Consider the following 18,095-nt stretch of genomic DNA (forward strand, 5'->3'; position numbering starts at 1 on the left):
GTCAGCCGACCGACACGATCTCGCGCAGCGTGGGGCCACCCCGGAACTCGCGGATCAGGTGGTGGACGACCTCGCGCAGGTCGCCGTCGGCGGCGTCGGCGACGCGGATCTGACGCTCGTAGCTCGCGCCCTGGTCGAGGATCTGGGTGACGCCGGCGAACTCCTTCGCGCAGTGCAGTTCGGCGGCGAGGGGTGAGAGCGCCTCTGTGACCTCGCGGAGGTGGTCGGCCACCGGACGCTGCGCGCCGTCACGGTCGACGATGATCTCGGCATCCAAGCCGTAGCGCGCGGCGCGCCACTTGTTCTCGCGGACGAACCACGGCTGGATGGTGGGGAGCGCACGGCCTTCGTCGAGCATGCGGGAGAAGTGCTCGGCCAGTACCTGGACGAGCGCCGCGACGGCGGCGAGTTCGGGAAGGGTCGACATGCCGTCGCATGCGCGGATCTCGATCGTTCCCCACCGCGGCGCAGGTCGGATGTCCCAGCGGACCTCGGTGGCATCGGCCATGACACCGGTGCGCACCATGTCATCGAGGTAGGCCTCGTACTCCGACCAGGACTCGAGCGGCCAGGGCAGACCCGCTGTGGGGAGCTGCTGGAAGACGAGCGCACGGTTCGAGGCGTATCCGGTACGTTCCCCCGCCCAGAACGGGCTCGAGGCGGACAGCGCCTGCAGGTGGGGGAGATACGCCGAGAGCGCGTTGATCATCGGGAACACCTTCGAGACGTCCTCGACGCCCACGTGGACGTGGATGCCCCAGATCATCATGTTCCGACCCCACCACTGCGTCCGCTCGATGAGCGTGTGGTAGCGCGTCTTGTCGGTCACCTCCTGGTCGTACCAGCGGGCGAACGGATGGCTCCCGGCGCACAGCAGCTCGATGTCCCGGGGATCGGTCACCGTCCGGATGAGGTCGATCGCGTCGGCGATGTCGTCGACCGCGGCGGCGACGGTGTCGCCGACGCCGCTGGTGACTTCGATCGTGTTGGTGAGCAGTTCGCCCGTCACGGTGTGCCGTTCGTGACGCGTCTGCTCCTCGATCCGGTCGAGGATGCTCGGTGCGGCGGGAACCAGGTCACCGGTCGAACGATCGGCCAGCATGAGCTCCCACTCGATCCCGACGGTCGAACGAGCGGATGTGGCGAAGGTCACCGTCATGCGGCCCAGTGTGTCACGCCCGTCCGGCGGTTCGCGGCATCCTTCCGCATCTGGCAGAATGGACGGTTGGACCGCCTTGCCCGACCCTCTATCCGGCTCGGAGGTCCACCGCAGAGCTCCCGCCGGGTGTGCACCCCACGCTCCAGGCGACGTTCATCATCATTCACAACACCATTCAGGAGAATTGTGGCTGTCAAGATCCGTCTGAAGCGTCTCGGCAAGATCCGTGCGCCCTACTACCGCATCGTCGTCGCCGACTCGCGCACCAAGCGCGACGGTCGCGTCATCGAGGAGATCGGTAAGTACCACCCGACCGAGCAGCCCTCGTTCATCGAGGTCGACTCGGAGCGTGCCCAGTACTGGCTGTCCGTCGGCGCTCAGCCGACCGAGCAGGTCGCCGCCATCCTCAAGCTGACTGGCGACTGGGGCAAGTTCAAGGGTGACAAGGACGCCGTCTCGACCGTGAAGACGGCCGAGCCGAAGGCGCCGTTCGAGCTCGACTCCTCGAAGAAGTCGGTCATCAAGCCCAAGGCGGAGAAGAAGGCCGAGGCGCCTGCCGCCGAGGCCGCGGCCGCCGACGACGCGACCGAGTCCGAGTAAGACCTTGCTGGCCGCCGCGCTCGAACACATCGTCAAGGGGATCGTCGATCACCCGGACGACGTCACCATCGCCTCCAGCACGTCGCCTCGCGGCGAGGTGCTCGAGGTTCGTGTGCACCCCGACGACCGGGGTCGTGTGATCGGGCGCGGCGGACGCACGGCGAAGGCCCTGCGTACCCTCATCTCCGCTCTTGCCGACGGTAACCGCGTCCGCGTCGACGTCTCGGACGACTGACGTGTCGGCGAAGTCGGCCCGGACGCAGCTCCGTGTCGGGCGCCTCGTCAAGGCGCACGGTCTCAAGGGCGCGCTGAAGCTGGAGCTCTACACCGACGACCCCGACGGCCGCTTCACGCCCGGGGCCGAGTTCATCCTGCAGGTGCCGGAGTCGTCTCCGTGGCACGGCAAGACCGTCACGGTCCGCGAGTTCAAGTGGATGAATTCGCACCCCGTCGTCTTCCTCGACGGGATCGACGATCGGACGGCGGCTGAATCCATCGTCCGCGCGATCCTCTGGATCGATCAGGACGCCACGACTCCCGTCGTCGAAGAAGACGCCTGGTACGACCACCAGCTGGTGGGTCTGGACGTCGTCCGCGACGGAGCCGTCGTCGGACGTGTGACCCGTGTGGATCACTTCCCCGCGCAGGATCTGCTCGGCGTACAGCTGGTAGGGACGGACCGAGAGGTGCTCGTCCCCTTCGTCAAGGCCATCGTCCCCGAGGTCGACATGGCCGCGGGTCGCCTCGTCGTGACCCCGCCCGCCGGCCTGTTCGAGGACCTTCCCGCCGACGAGGACACTCCTTCCGAGAGCGGCGACGAGGACGCCTCCGGGTCCTGACGTGCGCATCGACGTCGTCACCATCTTCCCGGCCTTCTTTGACGTCCTCGAAGTCTCCCTCCTCGGGCGCGCCCGGGGTGCGGGCCTCCTGGACATCCGCGTCCACGACCTGCGCGATCACACGACGGACCGGCATCGGACTGTCGACGACACGCCCTACGGCGGCGGCGCGGGCATGGTCATGAAGCCCGAACCGTGGGCGCAATCGCTCGATGCCATCGCGGCCGAGCAGGAGGGCGGCGAGGATGCCGCATCCGGGCCGCTCTTCGTGTTCCCGTCGCCGGCTGGGGAACGGTTCACCCAGTCCGTCGCGCGCGAGTGGAGCGCGGAGCAGCACATCGTCTTCGGGTGCGGACGCTACGAAGGCATCGACGAGCGCGTCTTCGCGTACGCCTCGACGATCGGACGAGTGCGTCTCGTCAGTCTCGGGGACTACGTGCTCAACGGCGGTGAGGTCGCGGCGATGGCCATGATCGAGGCCGTGGGGCGCCTGGTCCCGGGCGTGGTCGGAAACCCCGAGAGCCTCGTCGAGGAGTCGCACGAGGACGGCCTCCTCGAGTACCCCTCCTACACGAAGCCGGCGTCCTGGCGCGGTTACGACGTCCCGGACGTCCTGCTGAGCGGACACCACGGGCGTGTCGCGGACTGGCGGCGGGGCCAGCAAGTCGAGCGGACGCGTCTGCGTCGGCCGGACCTGCTCAGCGAGTGATCAGCTGACGGAGATCACCCCGGACCTCGGGCGGCGTAGCATCGGAGGATGCCCCTGCGTCGTGGATTCTTCTTCTGGCTCCTGCCGAGCGCGGTCATTCTGCCGGTGTGGCTGATCATCGGATGGATCGTCTCGGATGCCGGTGGCTGGGCACTCGCCTGGGTCCTGATCATCGCGATCCCGTCCGTCCTGATCGGCCAGCTCGTGCTCACGCTGCTGATCCGCTCGCGCGGCACCGTGCGGCACACCCGCTCGGTGTCGTGGTGGGACGTGGGCGGGGTCGGTGCGTGGCATGTCCTGACCATCGCGGTGGGCTTCTTCTCGGAGGCGTGGTTCTGGCCGCTGCTGATCGCGGCCACCATCGTGTACCTGGCCGTCTTCTGGCTCTCACTTCGGCAGCTGTTCCAAGAGGCGCGACCCTCCGTGATCCTCCGCCGGTACACGGCGCCGGCGCAGACGTCGGACAGCGTCGTGGTGGTCGAGGAGCGACGAGACCCGCTCAGGTGAGCGGGCGACCGTGGTTTGGCCGCGGTCCGCATCCATGGCAGAATGACCCTTTGTGCCCTGACAGTTCTCTGCCTCGGGGGAGTTCGGAGCCGTATCGGCTTCGACGGGTACCGCATCCTTTCTCCTCTTACTCTCGCGATCGACCTGAGGCGGTCGCAGGAAGTGACGATCATGCAGATCCTCGACTCCGTCGACGCAGCCTCGCTGCGCTCCGACATCCCCGTCTTCAACGCCGGCGACACCGTCAAGGTGCACGTCAACATCACCGAAGGCAACCGTTCGCGCATCCAGGTGTTCCAGGGTGTCGTCATCGGTCGCTCGGGTGACGGCGTCCGCGAGACCTTCACCGTCCGCAAGATCAGCTTCCAGGTGGGCGTGGAGCGCACCTTCCCGGTCCACAGCCCGGTGATCGACCACATCGAGGTCGTCACGCGCGGTGACGTCCGTCGCGCGAAGCTGTACTACCTGCGCGAGCTGCGCGGCAAGAAGGCCAAGATCAAGGAGAAGCGCGACAACTGATCGTGCTCTTCGACGGATGCCCCGGGACCTGGTCCCGGGGCATCCGTCGTTCCCGGGTGTTTCGAGGCCGCGCGCCCGCGTCATGTGCGACGCTGGTGGATGGTCGCCGAACCCCGGCACCGGTGAAGGACAGTATGACCACCGACTCTTCGTCGCCGACGCTCGGCACCGACGCGCGTTCCCCCCGCAGGCGCGGACCGTGGCCCTTCATCCGAGACGTGTTGGTGATCCTGCTGGTCGCGATCCTGGTGTCGTTCCTGGTGAAGACGTTCCTCGTGCGGTCGTTCTACATCCCCTCGGGATCGATGGAGCGGACCCTGCTGGAGGGGGATCGGATCCTCGTGGACGAGCTGACGCCGCGCTTCAACGGCTACGACCGGGGCGATGTCGTCGTCTTCCGGGATCCGGGTGGCTGGCTGCCGGCGACGTACGAGCCGCCGCAGCCGCCGTTGACGGCGGCGCTGGACTGGCTGGGGTCGCTGGTGGGGCTGACGGCCTCGGACAGCGACGATCACCTCATCAAGCGCATCATCGGTCTGCCCGGCGACCACGTCGTCTGCTGCAATGCGCTCGGGCAGGTCACGGTCAACGACGTGCCGATCGACGAGACGCCCTATCTGGATCTGGGCCCCTCGCAATCCGCACCCGATGAGTTCGACTACGACGTGACCGTCCCCGAAGGCTCGATCTGGGTGCTCGGCGACAATCGTGACAATTCGCAGGACTCGCGGTATCAACAGGAGCAGCCCGGTCACGGATTCGTCCCGATGGACAACATCGTCGGACGCGCGTTCCTCATCACCTGGCCGTTCGACCGATTCGGTCTGATCGACTCGCATCACGACGTCTTCCGTGGGGTGCCGGCGCCGTGATGGCGGTGATCGCACCGACGCTCTCCCTCGAGCGGAGGTTGCTGCGCGAGCACCCCCTGATCATCGCGTGCGACGAGGTCGGCCGGGGCGCATTGGCGGGTCCGGTCGCCGTCGGGGCGGTGGCAGCGGATGCCGCCTTAAGTCGTCGTAGCGTACCGCAGGGCCTGCGGGACTCGAAGCTGATCATCGAGCCCCGCCGCGCCGGCATCGCTGAACGGGCTCGCGCGTGGGTGCCCGCGCACGCGGTGGGATGGGCCTCGGCAGCGGAGATCGATCAGATCGGCATCATGCGCGCGCTGGGTCTTGCCGCGGTGCGCGCCATCGAGGATCTCCGCACGCAGGGAATCGACATCTCCGACGCCCTCGTCGTCCTGGACGGCAATCACGACTACATCACCCCCGTCGCGCCGGTCGGCCGCGGCGTGCTGCCGATCATCAAGGCGGACCGGGACTGCGCGTCGGCGTCGGCGGCATCCGTCATCGCCAAAGTGGCGCGGGACGACCACATGACCACGTTGGACACGGAGGCGCCGGTGTACGGGTGGGTCCGCAACAAGGGATACGCCAGCGCGGAGCACCGCGGCGCCATCGAGCAGCACGGCCTCAGCGGTCATCATCGTTCGTCGTGGGCGATCGCGGCGGCGCCGACCCTGTTCTAGGTCCGAGGTCGACGGCCGCCCGCCTAGGATGGAATCACCATGGATGACGAAGTCTTCGAGGACTACGACCGCGAACTCGAGCTGGCTCTGTACAAGGAGTACCGCGACGTCGTCGGTCAGTTCCAGTACGTGATCGAGACCGAGCGGCGGTTCTACCTCGCCAACGAGGTCAACGTCGTCCGTCGGGACACCGAGCACGACTTCTACTTCGAGATCTCGATGAACGACGTCTGGGTGTGGGACATCTACCGCGCAGACCGCTTCGTGAAGTCGGTGCGGGTCCTCACCTTCAAGGATGTCAACGTGGAGGAGCTGCAGCGCCGCGACTTCCAGTTGCCGGAAGAGCTCTCGCTCGACGGCTGAGTCCTTCTCCCCAGGCCTCGACCCGCGGAGGCTCTCCACCAGGCGCAGCGTGCGCGACGGATGAACCGCACACGGCGGTCATTGTGGCCTCATGGCAGCGAAAGACGACTTGGGCCGCGCCGGAGAGGAACGCGCTGAGAGGCATCTGCGTTCCAGCGGCTACCGGATCCTCGACCGGAACTGGCGCACACACAGCGGTGAGATCGACATCGTCGCCGCGCGCGGCGACGATCTGGTGGTCGTCGAGGTGAAGACCCGTCGGGGGGAGTGGTTCGGACACCCGTTCTCCGCCGTCCACGCGCGCAAGCGCGATCGATTGTGGGGATTGGCCGCCGCGTGGATCGTGGCGCATCCCGACGCGGCTCGCGGCCGACGCCTGCGCCTGGACGTCATCGGGATCACGGGCGCGGACCCCGACACCGCGGTGCTCGAACATCTCGAGGATCTGCGATGAGCCTCGGCCGCACGTGGTCGGTCGTCCTCACGGGGTTGGTCGGCGACATCGTCGAGGTCGAGGCCGACCTCTCCAATCAAGTACCCGGCTTCTCGATCATCGGGCTCGCCGACAAGGCCATCGGCGAAGCTCAACAACGCGTCCACAACGCCTGCGCGAACAGCGACCTGCCGTTGCCGCGGCGCCACGTCACCGTGAATCTCTCACCCGCGAACCTGCCCAAGCGCGGGTCCGCCCTGGATGTCGCCGTCGCGATCGCCGCGGTCGCAACGGAAGCACCGCTGGACCGACGATCGCTCGCAGAGACGGTGCACCTGGGGGAGCTGGGTCTGGACGGCCGCTTGCGTCCCGTCGTCGGGGTGCTGCCCGCCGTCATCGCCGCGGCCCGAGCGGGCTTCCGGCGGGTCATCGTGCCTCACGGCAACCTGCCCGAGGCCGAACTGGTCGACGGGATCGACGTGAGGGGAGCCGTCTGTCTGCGTGACGTCGCCCGCGCGCACGGACTCGACGTCCCGGATGTCGTCACCGAGCCGGTTCCCGCACCCGCGATCGGTTCCGCAGAAGGTGAGGAATCGCCCGACCTGGCGGACGTGATCGGTCAGACCGAGGCGGTCGAGGCGCTGATCGTCGCAGCGGCCGGCGGCCATCATCTGCTCATGAGCGGTCCGCCGGGAGCGGGCAAGACGATGCTCGCTCGGCGCCTGCCCGGATTGCTCCCCGATCTCGATGATCCGACGGCCCTGCAGGTCGCCTCGATCCGCTCCTTGGCCGGTCTCCCCGTGACCGCACTGCGTCGTCGGCCTCCCTTCGAAGCGCCTCATCACACCGCTTCCGCCGTAGCGCTGGTGGGAGGCGGCAGCCGCACTCTGCAGCCCGGTGCCATCGCGCGAGCGAGCGGCGGGGTGCTCTTCCTCGATGAGGCGGGGGAGTTCAGCGGACACGCGCTCGACGCCCTGCGTCAGCCCCTCGAGTCGGGACGGATCGAGATCCACCGCGTGGGATTCCGCGCCGTCCTTCCTGCGCGCATCCAGCTGGTCGTCGCGACAAACCCGTGCCCGTGCGGCAACTACGGCATCCCCGGCGGCGCGTGCATCTGCCCGTCCCTCGCCATCCGCCGTTACCTCGGGCGCCTGTCCGGGCCGCTGATCGACCGCATCGACATCGAGCTGGGTCTGCAGCGGGTGTCGGCGACGCAGGGCGTGGCTCCGGAGGTCACGAGTGCCGCGGCGCGTGAGCGGGTCATCGACGCGCGGGAACGGGCCCGGCGCCGGCTCGTCGACACGCCGTGGACGACGAACAGTGAGGTCGACGGCTCCTGGCTGCGATCGGGTCCGCTCCGACTCACCCCGCAGACGACCCGGCCGCTGGACGACGCCCTGCACCGTGGCTCGCTCACCCTCCGCGGGTACGACCGGGTCCTCCGCGTCGCGTGGACCCTCGCCGATCTGGCGGGGCGCGATTGTCCCGACGGACTCGACATCGGCGGGGCGTTGTTCCTCAAACGCGGGGCGTCGTCGTGCTGATCGCGAGTACGGAGCGCCAGCGCGCGCGGCTAAAGGGTCTCGTCGCCGACGACGTCCTGTCGGATGCCGACACCCTCGCCGCGCATCACGCGCATGCCGTGTGGTCATGTCTGACCGAGCCCGGCGACGGCGTGGCCGGCTCCCTCATCGCGGAGATGGGTCCCGTCGAGGCGCTGGAGGTCGCGAGCGGTGCGGGCGGATCCACGTCGGCCGCACTCGAAGCGGGACGACAGCGTTGGCGAGCCCGGTCGGAGTCCATCGACGACGCGGTCGATCGTGCGCGGCGCGTCCGCGCGCAGCTGGTGGTGCCGGGCGGTGCGGGCTGGCCGGCCGCGGTGGACGGTCTCGGCGTCCACGGGCCGCGTGCGCTGTGGGTGCGAGGGTCGCTCGACGCCCTCCGACCGGAGCGAGCGGTACTCGCCATCGTGGGCGCGCGAGCATCGACCGCGTACGGCGAGCACGTGACGGCCGAGCTCGCCACCCAGCTCGCCCGCACCGGAGTTGTCATCGTCTCGGGTGGGGCGTACGGGATCGACGGCATCGCTCATCGGGCCTCGCTTGCCGCAGGAGGCGAGACCGTTGCCGTCCTCGCGGGAGGAATCGACCGCGCCTACCCCGCTGGTCACGCTGAGTTGCTGGCCCGCATATCATCGGGTCCCGGCGCCGTAGTGGCCGAAGTCCCGTGCGGGACCGCTCCGACGAAGTGGCGTTTCCTGCAGAGGAACCGATTGATCGCTGCCCTCGCCGGCGCGACGGTGGTCGTCGAAGCGGGGTGGCGCAGCGGGTCCCTCAACACGGCGGGACACGCGGCATCGCTCGGGCGGCCCCTCGGCGCGGTGCCCGGTCCTGTCACGAGCGCCGCGTCGGCCGGTTGTCACCGGCTTCTCCGGGAGTACGACGCGCGGTGCATCACCACGGCCGGCGAGGCGCGAGAGCTCCTGGCGCTCGACAGCGCCGACCTGCGCGCGGACGCGGATCGCGTGGATGACTCCACCCGGATCCTGGACGCCCTGAGTTCCCGCAGTCCTCGATCGACCGACGACATCGCGCGCCTCGCCGGGTTCGCGCCCGGCGAGGCGCGAGGACTCCTGGCGCTCCTCGAGATCGACGGCCGAGCGCGACGATCGCCGGACGGTTGGCGGCGCGGACCGAGGGGGCGCTGATCCGCGTCCGGCCCGGTCTTCCGCACGCCTCACGGCGCGACGGCCTCCGGAGGGGCATCCTTGATGCATGCGGATGTCCGAAGCGGTGGAGCGCTACACCGAGCACATCGCGAAGGTGCGCCGACTGTCGCCCGCGACCGTGCGGGCGTACCGCGCCGATCTCGCCGACCTCGTCGCCGTCAGCGGGGACCTCGACGTTTCCGACGTGGACGTCGAGAACCTCCGGGAGTGGCTCTGGTCGGCCACACAGCGGGGCATCTCCCGTGCAAGTCTCGCGCGCCGCACCGCGTCGGTGCGCGGCTTCTTCGGGTGGTCGGTGCTGGAGCAGCTGCGTACGGATGATCCGACCCTCAGACTCGTGACCCCCAAACGCGGCCGCACGCTTCCGACCGTCGCTGCAGCCCCCGCGCTCGACACCGTGCTGAACGCTCGGCGGAGCGACGCCGATGAGACGGGAGACCCGATCGCCCTCCGCGACGCCGCACTCCTCGAGGTCCTCTACGGTGCCGCACTGCGGGTGTCGGAGGCCTGCGCGCTCGATCTGGGCTCGCTCGATCGTCACGCCGCGACCGTCCGAGTCTTCGGCAAGGGAGGAAAGGAACGCGTCGTCCCCTTCGGCGCCCCCGCGGCGCGCGCGGTGGACGCCTGGCTGGTGCGGGGCCGGCCGAGTCTTCTCGGCGCGGGCAGCACGCCGGCGCTGTTTCTCGGTGCCCGGGGCGGCCGGCTCGGGGTCCGGACGGCCTACGACGTCGTCCGACGCGCCATCGGTCCGGCGATCGGGACCGATGCCGTGGGTCCCCACGCGCTCCGCCACTCCGCCGCGACGCACCTGCTCGACGGGGGAGCCGATCTCCGGGCGGTCCAGGAGATGCTCGGTCATGCGAGCCTCGGGACGACGCAGATCTACACGCACGTCTCCACCGAGAGGCTCACCGCCGCCTACCGACTGGCCCACCCCCGAGCCTGAGGCCAGGTCAGGTCAGGTCAGCAGGGCTTCAGCAGCAGGGCAACAGGACCGCACGCGGGACCCGGCCGAGCAGCACGAGAGGGTTCACGTACTCACCGTCGAGCCTCACTCCGACGTGGAGAGTCCCCGGTGCCGCGTGCCCGCCCGTGGACAGCGATCCGATCACTTCTCCCGCCGCGACGACGTCTCCGACGGCGACCGAGGCAATGATCGGCTCGACGCTGGTCACCCAGCCCCCACCGTGGTCGATCGTGACGATGCCGCGATCGACCACGGTCCCCGCGAAGGCGACGACGCCGGCCGCAGGCGCGACGATCGCGCCGTCGACGGGTGCGAGGTCGACGCCGCGGTGACCGGCGGCATACTCGTGCGCGGGCGCCTCGAAGGCCGCGATGACGCTCGCACCGGTCGCCGGAAGCCGCCACTCCGGACGGTCGCCCGCGGCTGCATCCACGGGGACCGGAGTGAGGAGGACCAGCGCTGCAGCGGCGACGGTGGCAAGGATCATTCGTCGGGACGAGGGCATGTGCCGATCGTGACCCACCGCCTCGACCGTCGCGCCGTCCCGGGACGGTCGGGGGACGGATCGCAGGCCCGGGTCTGCGGGGGAGGAGGCCGCGTTCTTGCTATGCTGGGGGAGCACCTCGCTCGCCGGGGTGACTACGCGTGCCCACAGCGGCTCGACCGACGCCGTCGGTCGACATCGCGGCATCCCACCCAACGGTCTCCTCCAGGAGCGGGTTCGTGCCGGGCACCAGGCTCGCCGAGACCATCCGTCCGGCGCGATCAACCACAACGAACAGGAGAACGGCCATGGCCGTCGTCACCATTCGCCAGCTGCTCGACAGCGGCGTCCACTTCGGACACCAGACCCGCCGGTGGAACCCGAAGGTCAAGCGCTTCATCCTCACCGAGCGCAGCGGCATCCACATCATCGACCTGCAGCAGTCGCTCGGGTACATCGACAAGGCGTACGAGTACGTGCGCGAGACGGTCGCCCACGGCGGCACGATCCTCTTCGTCGGCACCAAGAAGCAGGCGCAGGAGATCATCGCGGAGCAGGCCACTCGTGTCGGCCAGCCCTTCGTCAACCAGCGCTGGCTGGGTGGCCTCCTCACCAACTTCTCGACGGTCTCCAAGCGCCTCGCGCGCATGAAGGAGCTCGAGGAGCTCGACTTCGAGAACCCCGCCGAGAGCGGCTTCACGAAGAAGGAACTGCTCCTCAAGAAGCGCGAGCTCGACAAGCTCCACAAGTCGCTCGGCGGCATCCGCAACCTGCAGAAGACGCCGTCGGCCATCTGGGTCGTCGACGCCAAGCGCGAGCACCTCGCCATCGACGAGGCCAAGAAGCTCGGCATCCCCGTCATCGGCATCCTCGACACCAACGCCGACCCGGACGAGTTCCAGTTCCCGATCCCGGGCAACGACGACGCGATCCGTTCGGTCAGCCTGCTGACGCGCATCATCGCCGACGCCGCCGCCGAGGGTCTGATCCAGCGCCACAACCCGACCGACGAGTCGGCCGAGGCCGAGCCGCTGGCCGACTGGGAGCGCGAGCTCCTCGAGTCCGCTCCTGCCGAGCAGGCTGAGGCGCCGGCCGAGGCTCCCGCCGCGGAGGAGTCCACCGAGGCTCCCGCCGCGGAGGAGACCGCCGAGGCCCCCGCTGCCGAGGAGACCACCGAGGCGAAGCCCGCCGAGTGACCTTCCCGCCTGTGCCCCGCCACTCGCGGGGCACAGGCACCGGGAAACAACCACCCAACTACTGAGGAGCCGCCACCCATGGCAAACTTCACCATCGCCGACATCAAGGCGCTGCGCGAGCAGCTCGGCACGGGAATGGTCGACACGAAGAAGGCGCTCGAGGAGGCCGACGGCGACCTCGAGAAGGCCGTTGAGATCCTCCGCCTCAAGGGCGCGAAGGGCAACGCGAAGCGTGCCGACCGCTCCACGAGCGAGGGGCTCGTCGCCGCGAAGGAGCAGGACGGCACGGTCACGCTCATCGAGCTGAACACCGAGACCGACTTCGTCGCGAAGAACGACCGCTTCATCGCCCTGTCCGAGAAGGTCCTCGACGCCGCCGCTGCGGCGGGCGCCGACTCCGCCGAGGAGGCCCTCGCGGCCGACGCCGGTGGCAAGACCGTCGCCGACCTCATCTCGGACGAAGCAGCCATCATCGGCGAGAAGGTCGAGCTGCGCCGCGTACGTACGCTCTCGGGCGACGCCTTCCAGGTGTACCTGCACAAGACCAGCAAGGACCTGCCCCCGCAGGTCGGCGTCGTCGTCGCCTACTCGGGCGACGATGCCGAGACCGCTCGCTCGATCGCCCAGCACATCTCGTTCGCGAACCCGACGTACCTGTCGCGCGACGAGGTCCCCGAGGCGGATGTCGAGAAGGAGCGCGAGATCGTCACCGAGATCTCCCGGAACGAGGGCAAGCCTGAGGCTGCCCTCCCGAAGATCGTCGAGGGCCGCGTCAACGCGTTCTTCAAGCAGGTCGCCCTGCTCGACCAGGACTACGCGAAGGACAACAAGCTGTCCGTCGCGAAGGTCGCGTCCGACGCCGGGATCACGGTCACCGGCTTCGCCCGCTTCAAGGTCGGCGCGTAAGCACATGAGAAAGGGGTTCGCATCGCAAGATGCGAACCCCTTTTCCATGCCGTTCGATAGTCTCCCCTAGATGAGAGGATCCCCCGCGTGATCGACGAGAACACCGGACGCCGCCGCGTCCTTCTGAAGCTGTCCGGCGAGGCGTTCGGCGCAGGTCAGCTCGGCGTTAACCCCGACGTCGTCAGCCAGATCGCCCAGGAGATCGCCGCGGCCGTGGACCGGGTCGAGGTCGCCGTGGTTGTCGGCGGCGGCAACTTCTTCCGCGGTGCCGAGCTGAGCCAGCGCGGCATGGACCGCGGGCGCGCCGACTACATGGGCATGCTGGGCACCGTGATGAACGCGCTGGCCCTGCAGGACTTCCTCGAGCAGGCCGGTGCCGCCACGCGCGTGCAGTCCGCGATCTCGATGACCCAGGTCGCCGAGCCGTACATTCCCCGCCGTGCGGAGCGGCACCTCGAGAAGGGACGCGTGGTGATCTTCGGGGCCGGTGCCGGACTGCCGTACTTCTCGACCGACACCGTCGCTGCCCAGCGCGCGCTCGAGATCGGCGCCGTCGAGGTGCTCGTGGCCAAGAACGGGGTGGACGGCGTGTACACGGCCGACCCGAGGACGGATGCCTCGGCCGAGAAGCTCGACACCATCACCTACCGCGACGCACTCCAGCGCGGCCTCAAGGTCGTCGATTCGACGGCCTTCAGCCTGTGCATGGACAACGGGATGGACATGCGCGTGTTCGGCATGGAGCCGAGCGGGAACGTCACCCGCGCTCTCCTCGGAGAATCGATCGGCACCCTCGTCAGCGTCTGAGACACGGGGCACCGCCGACTAGACTGGATCGGACGTACCGACGAATGGAGAGACCGTGATCGCCGACATCCTGGCCGACACGAAGACCCGCATGGACCGTGCCGTGGAGGCCGCCAAGGAGGACTTCTCGACCGTCCGCACCGGACGGGCGAACCCTCAGCTCTTCCAGAAGGTCCAGGTCGAGTACTACGGCACTCCGACGCCGCTGGCTCAGCTCGCATCGCTGAACGCGCCGGAGGCGCGCACGCTGGTGATCACGCCCTACGACAAGTCGGCGCTCAAGGCCATCGAACAGGCCATCCGCGACATGCCGAACCTCGGCGCGAACCCGACCAACGACGGCAACATCGTCCGCGTGACGATGCCCGAGCTGACCGCCGACCGCCGCAAGGAGTACGTCAAGCTCGTCAAGAGCAAGGCGGAGGACGCGAAGGTGCACGTGCGCGGCATCCGTCGCAAGTCGAAGGACGAGCTCGACGCGCTCAAGGGCGAGGTGAGCGACGATGACCTCGCTCGCGCGGAGAAGGAGCTCGACGCCGTGACCAAGACGCACGTCGAGCTCATCGACGACGCCTTGAAGCGCAAAGAGGCAGAACTCCTCGAGGTCTGAGAGCGCCATGGCCGAAGACGCATCGGGGAGCGCGGTCGGACCGGATACGCCCCCGAGCCGATCCGATCTGAAGCGTGCCGGACAGGTGTCGGGCGACCCGTCGTCCTTCCAGTCCCACGTACGGGCGGCGCGCAGCGAGTTCGAGAGTCAGATCGAACGCGCCCGGGTCGAGTTCGAGGAGGCCAACGACCGCATCAACGCGCGCTCGGGCCGCAACCTCATCATGGCCACCCTCATCGGCCTCGCGATCGGTGCGGTCGTTCTCGGGTCGCTCCTGTTCTGGAAGTGGGCGTTCATCGCGTTCGCGGTGCCGCTGTGCCTGCTCGGGGCGTTCGAGTTCACCCGTGCGCTGCAGGCGTCGGGGCGCCGGGTCGATCTCCCTGCACAACTCACCGGCGGTGCGCTGGTCCTCGGCGCGGCGTTCGTCGGGTATCTGACCCAGTGGTTCGTCCTGTTCGCCGCCGTCGTCCTCGTCGTGGTGTGGCGTCTCATCGCACAGATGGCGGCAGGAGACGGCCGTCGGTACGGCGAGGTCGTCACCGACGTCCTCGCGAGCGGCCTGGTCCAGGTCTACGTCGTGTTCCACGGCAGTCTCGCTCTGGTCATCCTCCGTCAGGATCACGGCGAGCTGTGGCTGCTCGCGGTCCTCGCCATCGCCGTCTCGGTGGACACCGGCGCCTACGCCAGCGGCGTCGCCCTCGGTCGGCATCCGATGGCGCCGCGCATCAGCCCGAACAAGACGTGGGAAGGCTTCGCAGGAGCAGTCGTCGTCAGTCTCATCGCCGGCGGCCTCCTCGGTGTGCTCATGCTGCAGCTTCCGCTGTGGGCGGGGCTCGTGCTCGGCCTCGCGATCCTCGTATCGGCGACCGTGGGCGATCTGGGCGAGTCGCTGATCAAGCGCGATCTCGGGATCAAGGACATGAGCTCGTTCCTGCCCGGTCACGGGGGAGTGCTCGATCGCCTCGATTCGATCCTCCCGTCGCTGGTCCCGGGCCTCGCCCTGTATATCCTCCTGACCCCCTTGAGCGGACTGGCATGACCGATCTGACCTCACCCGCCGCCTTCCCGACGACGACCGGACGCCGGAAGGGGTATGCGCCCCGCGCCGTGGACGACTTCCTCACGTCGGCACGGGCCGCCTTTGAATCCGACGAGGCCCGACTCACCTCCGCCGACGTCCGCGCTGTCGCGTTCCCCCTCGAACGCGAGGGCTACGCGATCGAGGCGGTCGATGCCGCCCTGGCGCGCATCGAAGACGCCTTCGCGCAGCGGGAGCGCGCGACGGCGATGACGCAGCGCGGTGCACGTGCGTGGGTCGGCGCGTCCCGCGCGCTCGCGCAGGAGATCCTCGACCGGTTGTCGCGGAAGCCCCGGCACCGCTTCCGTCGGGTGTCGATCCTTTGTTTCGGCTACCGTGTCGACGAGGTGGACCTCGTCGCCGGCAGGGTCGCGCGCTACCTCGAATCCGGGGAGGGCCTCACGATCGAGCAAGTCCGCTCGGTGGCCTTCCGCATGCAGCTGCGGGGGTACGACGAGGCGCAGGTGGATGCCGTCCTCGATGCCGTCGTCGATGTCATGCAGTCGGTCGGTTGACGGCGTGGCGAGCCGCTCGCGACGCCCGATATGATCGGGGCACTGTGACTACCGGCAACGAGATCCTCCCTTCGCGCGCCGGCGTCGCGACGCAGACCGTCCGGCGCTCCGGGCGCCCTGCCGGGGCGTCCCGCTGGTCTCGCCGTCGCGGTGTCCTGGCCGCGTTCTCGGTGCTGACCACGGCGGGTTTCGTCGCCGCGACGCTCGTGCCGCTGGTCTCCTTCCCGAACCCGGCCGAGGCCACCGAACTCGATCCGCTGTCGCTGTACGCGTCGGCGGTCGAGGATGCGCAGCGCTATCAGGCGGGAGACGCTCCCGTCGCCGAGCTGGAGCGTGCGAGCGAGTACACGGTCTACGTCACCCCCACCCCGACCCCCACCCCGACGCAGAGCAGATCGTCGTCCTCGTCGCGGTCCTCGTCCTGGTCGCCGCCGTTCGTCTCGCCGAACCCCGGAAGCGCTCAGGCCATCGCGTACGACATGGTCACTGCCCGCGGCTGGGGCGACTCGGAGTTCGCGTGCCTCGTCGCGCTGTGGAAGAAGGAATCGGGTTGGCGCGTGAACGCGTACAACTCCTCGAGCGGTGCGTACGGCATCCCTCAGGCCATGCCTGGGCGGAAGATGTCCTCGGTCGGCTCGGACTGGGAGACCAATCCCGCGACGCAGATCACCTGGGGCCTGGGGTACATCCAGGGTCGCTACGGCACCCCGTGCGGCGCCTGGGGGAAGTCGCAGCGCTCGGGCTGGTACTGAGCCGTGCCGCGCTCCAACCGGCGAAAGCCCACCGGTCCCGACCCGTCGTTCGATCGCCTGCTCGCGGGCTGGAAGCGCACTGAGCAGCGTCGCGGCGTGGAGTGGACGGTGCAGCCCGTATCCGCCCCGCAGGCGCAGAAGGACTACATCTGTCCGGGATGCGGTCGCACGGTCCCCTCCGGCACCGCCCACGTGGTGGTCTGGCGTGCGGACGGGGTGCTGGGGGATGCCGCGGATCTGGCGGCGCGCCGCCATTGGCACACGGCGTGCTGGCGGATCGCCTGATCAGAGTTCGTTCTGGCGGGGGATCAGCACCTGACGGTAGATGATCAAGATGCTCGCAGCGACCGGGATGGCGATCAGCGCGCCCAGGAGGCCGAGCAGCGAGCCGCCGGCCAGGGCGGCGATCACGACGACGGCGCCCGGCACCGACACCGCGCGGCTCATGATCCTCGGGGAGAGGAAGTAGGCCTCCACCTGCATGTAGACGAGATACCAGATGAGCGCGACGAGGGCGGTCAGCGGCGATGCGAGGCCGAGGCAGGCGAGGACGATGATGGCCGAGCCCGTCAGAGTGCCGACGAGCGGGATCAGAGAGAAGAAGAAGGCGATGACGGCCAGCACGGCCGGGAACGGCGCCTTGATGATCGTGAGGAAGATCGCACTGAGGATGCCGTTGATGGCTCCGAGGACGACCTGGCCCATGACGTAGTAGCCGACCGACGCGGTGATCTGCTCGGAGAGGTCGACGAAGCGCTCCCGCTTGGATGCCGGCGCGAGCTGATAGACCGACCGCTTGAGGGAGCGCATCGAGGCGGTGAAGTAGATCGTCAGGATGAGGACGATGATGGTGCCCGTCGCCGTGGCGACGATGCCCGCGCCGAAGGACAGCAGCCCGGTGCCGAGGGAGGCGCCGATGTCCGCGAAGTCGAGACCGTTCCACCAGTCGTTGACGTAGCCCAACACCATGTCGACCTGCAGGAGCGGGAACGTGTGCGACAACCAGTCGCGGGCGACCGTCACCGGGTTCCACTCCTGGTCGATCGCGCTCTGCACGAGCGTCTGGATCTGCTGGACGAGCTTGGCGATCTGGTCGACGAGCACCGGGACGACGATGAGGACGAGAGCGGTCGCGACCGCCAGGAGAGCCGCGAAGGTCGCCAGCAGTGCCCCCCAGCGCGGGAGGCCTCGCCGCTCGAAGAAAGAGACGACGGGGTCGAGACCCAGTGCGAGGAAGAGCGCGGTTCCGATGTAGAGGAGCACGGTCGACAACGTCTGCACGCCGGTGAGGATGAGGATGCCGACACCCACGCCGAGGGTGGCGATCAGCGCGGTGCGGAACGGATGCTGGATCTTCACGGTGCCCTTTCCCAGGTCTGCACTCACCCTAGT

24 protein-coding genes are annotated in these 18,095 nt (G+C 68.9%); 21 read left to right on the plus strand and 3 right to left on the minus strand.

The features are described from left to right. Window position 1: 1 nt before the first annotated feature. The gene (locus ACIGEP_RS04460) at window positions 2–1,159 is read right to left on the minus strand and encodes a glutamate--cysteine ligase (protein ID WP_396660411.1); all 1,158 of its coding nucleotides are present in this window, start codon (window positions 1,157–1,159) and stop codon (window positions 2–4) included. A gap of 186 nt (window positions 1,160–1,345) precedes the next feature. On the opposite strand from ACIGEP_RS04460, the gene rpsP reads away from it, so the two are divergent. From rpsP to ACIGEP_RS04525, 13 genes are all read left to right on the plus strand, one after another. Then, a complete protein-coding gene (rpsP, locus tag ACIGEP_RS04465) occupies window positions 1,346–1,759 on the plus strand; it encodes a 30S ribosomal protein S16 (protein WP_396660412.1) in 414 nt (137 codons plus the stop codon). A gap of 4 nt (window positions 1,760–1,763) precedes the next feature. Next, window positions 1,764–1,994 carry an RNA-binding protein gene (locus ACIGEP_RS04470; protein WP_396660413.1) on the plus strand — a complete coding sequence of 77 codons (231 nt, stop codon included), beginning with the start codon at window positions 1,764–1,766 and terminating at the stop codon, window positions 1,992–1,994. A gap of 1 nt (window position 1,995) precedes the next feature. Continuing rightward, on the plus strand, window positions 1,996–2,598 hold the full coding sequence (gene rimM / locus ACIGEP_RS04475; RefSeq protein WP_396660414.1) for a ribosome maturation factor RimM: 603 nt from the start codon (window positions 1,996–1,998) through the stop codon (window positions 2,596–2,598). A gap of 1 nt (window position 2,599) precedes the next feature. Next, entirely contained in the window at window positions 2,600–3,307 is a 708-nt protein-coding gene (trmD, locus tag ACIGEP_RS04480) for a tRNA (guanosine(37)-N1)-methyltransferase TrmD (RefSeq protein ID WP_396660415.1), read from the plus strand. A 48-nt stretch (window positions 3,308–3,355) separates the two neighbouring features. After that, window positions 3,356–3,814, plus strand: a complete 459-nt coding sequence (locus ACIGEP_RS04485) for an MFS transporter permease (RefSeq protein WP_396660416.1) — start codon at window positions 3,356–3,358, stop codon at window positions 3,812–3,814. Between the two features lie 171 nt (window positions 3,815–3,985). Beyond that, window positions 3,986–4,333, plus strand: coding sequence for a 50S ribosomal protein L19 (rplS, locus tag ACIGEP_RS04490; RefSeq protein WP_064002469.1), 348 nt, complete (start codon window positions 3,986–3,988; stop codon window positions 4,331–4,333). Window positions 4,334–4,467: 134 nt separating this feature from the next. Then, window positions 4,468–5,205, plus strand: coding sequence for a signal peptidase I (gene lepB / locus ACIGEP_RS04495; RefSeq protein WP_396660417.1), 738 nt, complete (start codon window positions 4,468–4,470; stop codon window positions 5,203–5,205). Continuing rightward, window positions 5,205–5,864, plus strand: coding sequence for a ribonuclease HII (locus tag ACIGEP_RS04500; RefSeq protein WP_396660418.1), 660 nt, complete (start codon window positions 5,205–5,207; stop codon window positions 5,862–5,864). The genes lepB and ACIGEP_RS04500 overlap by 1 nt, the downstream gene beginning before the upstream one ends. Window positions 5,865–5,903: 39 nt before the next feature. Further along, a complete protein-coding gene (locus ACIGEP_RS04505) occupies window positions 5,904–6,227 on the plus strand; it encodes a DUF2469 family protein (protein WP_036309185.1) in 324 nt (107 codons plus the stop codon). A 91-nt stretch (window positions 6,228–6,318) separates the two neighbouring features. Continuing rightward, the gene (locus ACIGEP_RS04510) at window positions 6,319–6,681 is read left to right on the plus strand and encodes a YraN family protein (RefSeq protein ID WP_396660419.1); all 363 of its coding nucleotides are present in this window, start codon (window positions 6,319–6,321) and stop codon (window positions 6,679–6,681) included. After that, the gene (locus ACIGEP_RS04515) at window positions 6,678–8,204 is read left to right on the plus strand and encodes a YifB family Mg chelatase-like AAA ATPase (RefSeq protein ID WP_396660420.1); all 1,527 of its coding nucleotides are present in this window, start codon (window positions 6,678–6,680) and stop codon (window positions 8,202–8,204) included. Before ACIGEP_RS04510 ends, ACIGEP_RS04515 begins: the two co-directional genes overlap by 4 nt. After that, window positions 8,198–9,367, plus strand: a complete 1,170-nt coding sequence (gene dprA / locus ACIGEP_RS04520) for a DNA-processing protein DprA (protein ID WP_396660421.1) — start codon at window positions 8,198–8,200, stop codon at window positions 9,365–9,367. The genes ACIGEP_RS04515 and dprA overlap by 7 nt, the downstream gene beginning before the upstream one ends. 67 nt (window positions 9,368–9,434) lie before the next feature. After that, window positions 9,435–10,334 carry a tyrosine recombinase gene (locus tag ACIGEP_RS04525; RefSeq protein ID WP_396660422.1) on the plus strand — a complete coding sequence of 300 codons (900 nt, stop codon included), beginning with the start codon at window positions 9,435–9,437 and terminating at the stop codon, window positions 10,332–10,334. 28 nt (window positions 10,335–10,362) lie between these two features. Here ACIGEP_RS04525 and ACIGEP_RS04530 read toward each other — a convergent pair whose 3' ends face one another. Then, on the minus strand, window positions 10,363–10,860 hold the full coding sequence (locus tag ACIGEP_RS04530; protein ID WP_396660423.1) for a murein hydrolase activator EnvC family protein: 498 nt from the start codon (window positions 10,858–10,860) through the stop codon (window positions 10,363–10,365). A gap of 287 nt (window positions 10,861–11,147) precedes the next feature. On the opposite strand from ACIGEP_RS04530, the gene rpsB reads away from it, so the two are divergent. The 8 genes from rpsB (at window position 11,148) to ACIGEP_RS04570 (ending at window position 16,988) form a co-directional block, all read left to right on the plus strand. Beyond that, window positions 11,148–12,035 (plus strand): 30S ribosomal protein S2, encoded by an 888-nt coding sequence (gene rpsB, locus ACIGEP_RS04535; protein WP_396660424.1) that lies wholly within the window; start codon window positions 11,148–11,150, stop codon window positions 12,033–12,035. A gap of 78 nt (window positions 12,036–12,113) precedes the next feature. Further along, window positions 12,114–12,941 carry a translation elongation factor Ts gene (gene tsf, locus ACIGEP_RS04540; RefSeq protein WP_396660425.1) on the plus strand — a complete coding sequence of 276 codons (828 nt, stop codon included), beginning with the start codon at window positions 12,114–12,116 and terminating at the stop codon, window positions 12,939–12,941. An 87-nt stretch (window positions 12,942–13,028) separates the two neighbouring features. Continuing rightward, on the plus strand, window positions 13,029–13,748 hold the full coding sequence (pyrH, locus tag ACIGEP_RS04545) for a UMP kinase (RefSeq protein WP_396660426.1): 720 nt from the start codon (window positions 13,029–13,031) through the stop codon (window positions 13,746–13,748). Window positions 13,749–13,803: 55 nt separating this feature from the next. Next, window positions 13,804–14,358, plus strand: a complete 555-nt coding sequence (frr, locus tag ACIGEP_RS04550) for a ribosome recycling factor (protein WP_366220424.1) — start codon at window positions 13,804–13,806, stop codon at window positions 14,356–14,358. Between the two features lie 7 nt (window positions 14,359–14,365). Beyond that, window positions 14,366–15,397: a phosphatidate cytidylyltransferase gene (locus tag ACIGEP_RS04555; RefSeq protein ID WP_396660427.1), complete on the plus strand. Its 1,032-nt coding sequence runs from the start codon at window positions 14,366–14,368 to the stop codon at window positions 15,395–15,397. Further along, entirely contained in the window at window positions 15,394–15,951 is a 558-nt protein-coding gene (locus tag ACIGEP_RS04560; protein ID WP_396660428.1) for a DivIVA domain-containing protein, read from the plus strand. The genes ACIGEP_RS04555 and ACIGEP_RS04560 overlap by 4 nt, the downstream gene beginning before the upstream one ends. A gap of 44 nt (window positions 15,952–15,995) precedes the next feature. Next, on the plus strand, window positions 15,996–16,703 hold the full coding sequence (locus ACIGEP_RS04565) for a transglycosylase SLT domain-containing protein (RefSeq protein ID WP_396660429.1): 708 nt from the start codon (window positions 15,996–15,998) through the stop codon (window positions 16,701–16,703). Between the two features lie 3 nt (window positions 16,704–16,706). Further along, window positions 16,707–16,988: a hypothetical protein gene (locus tag ACIGEP_RS04570; RefSeq protein ID WP_396660430.1), complete on the plus strand. Its 282-nt coding sequence runs from the start codon at window positions 16,707–16,709 to the stop codon at window positions 16,986–16,988. On the opposite strand, the gene ACIGEP_RS04575 is transcribed toward ACIGEP_RS04570, so the two are convergent. Continuing rightward, on the minus strand, window positions 16,989–18,062 hold the full coding sequence (locus ACIGEP_RS04575; protein ID WP_396661015.1) for an AI-2E family transporter: 1,074 nt from the start codon (window positions 18,060–18,062) through the stop codon (window positions 16,989–16,991). Window positions 18,063–18,095: the final 33 nt, after the last annotated feature.

This window comes from Microbacterium sp. NPDC077663, assembly GCF_044542795.1.
Classification (GTDB): Bacteria; Actinomycetota; Actinomycetes; order Actinomycetales; family Microbacteriaceae; genus Microbacterium.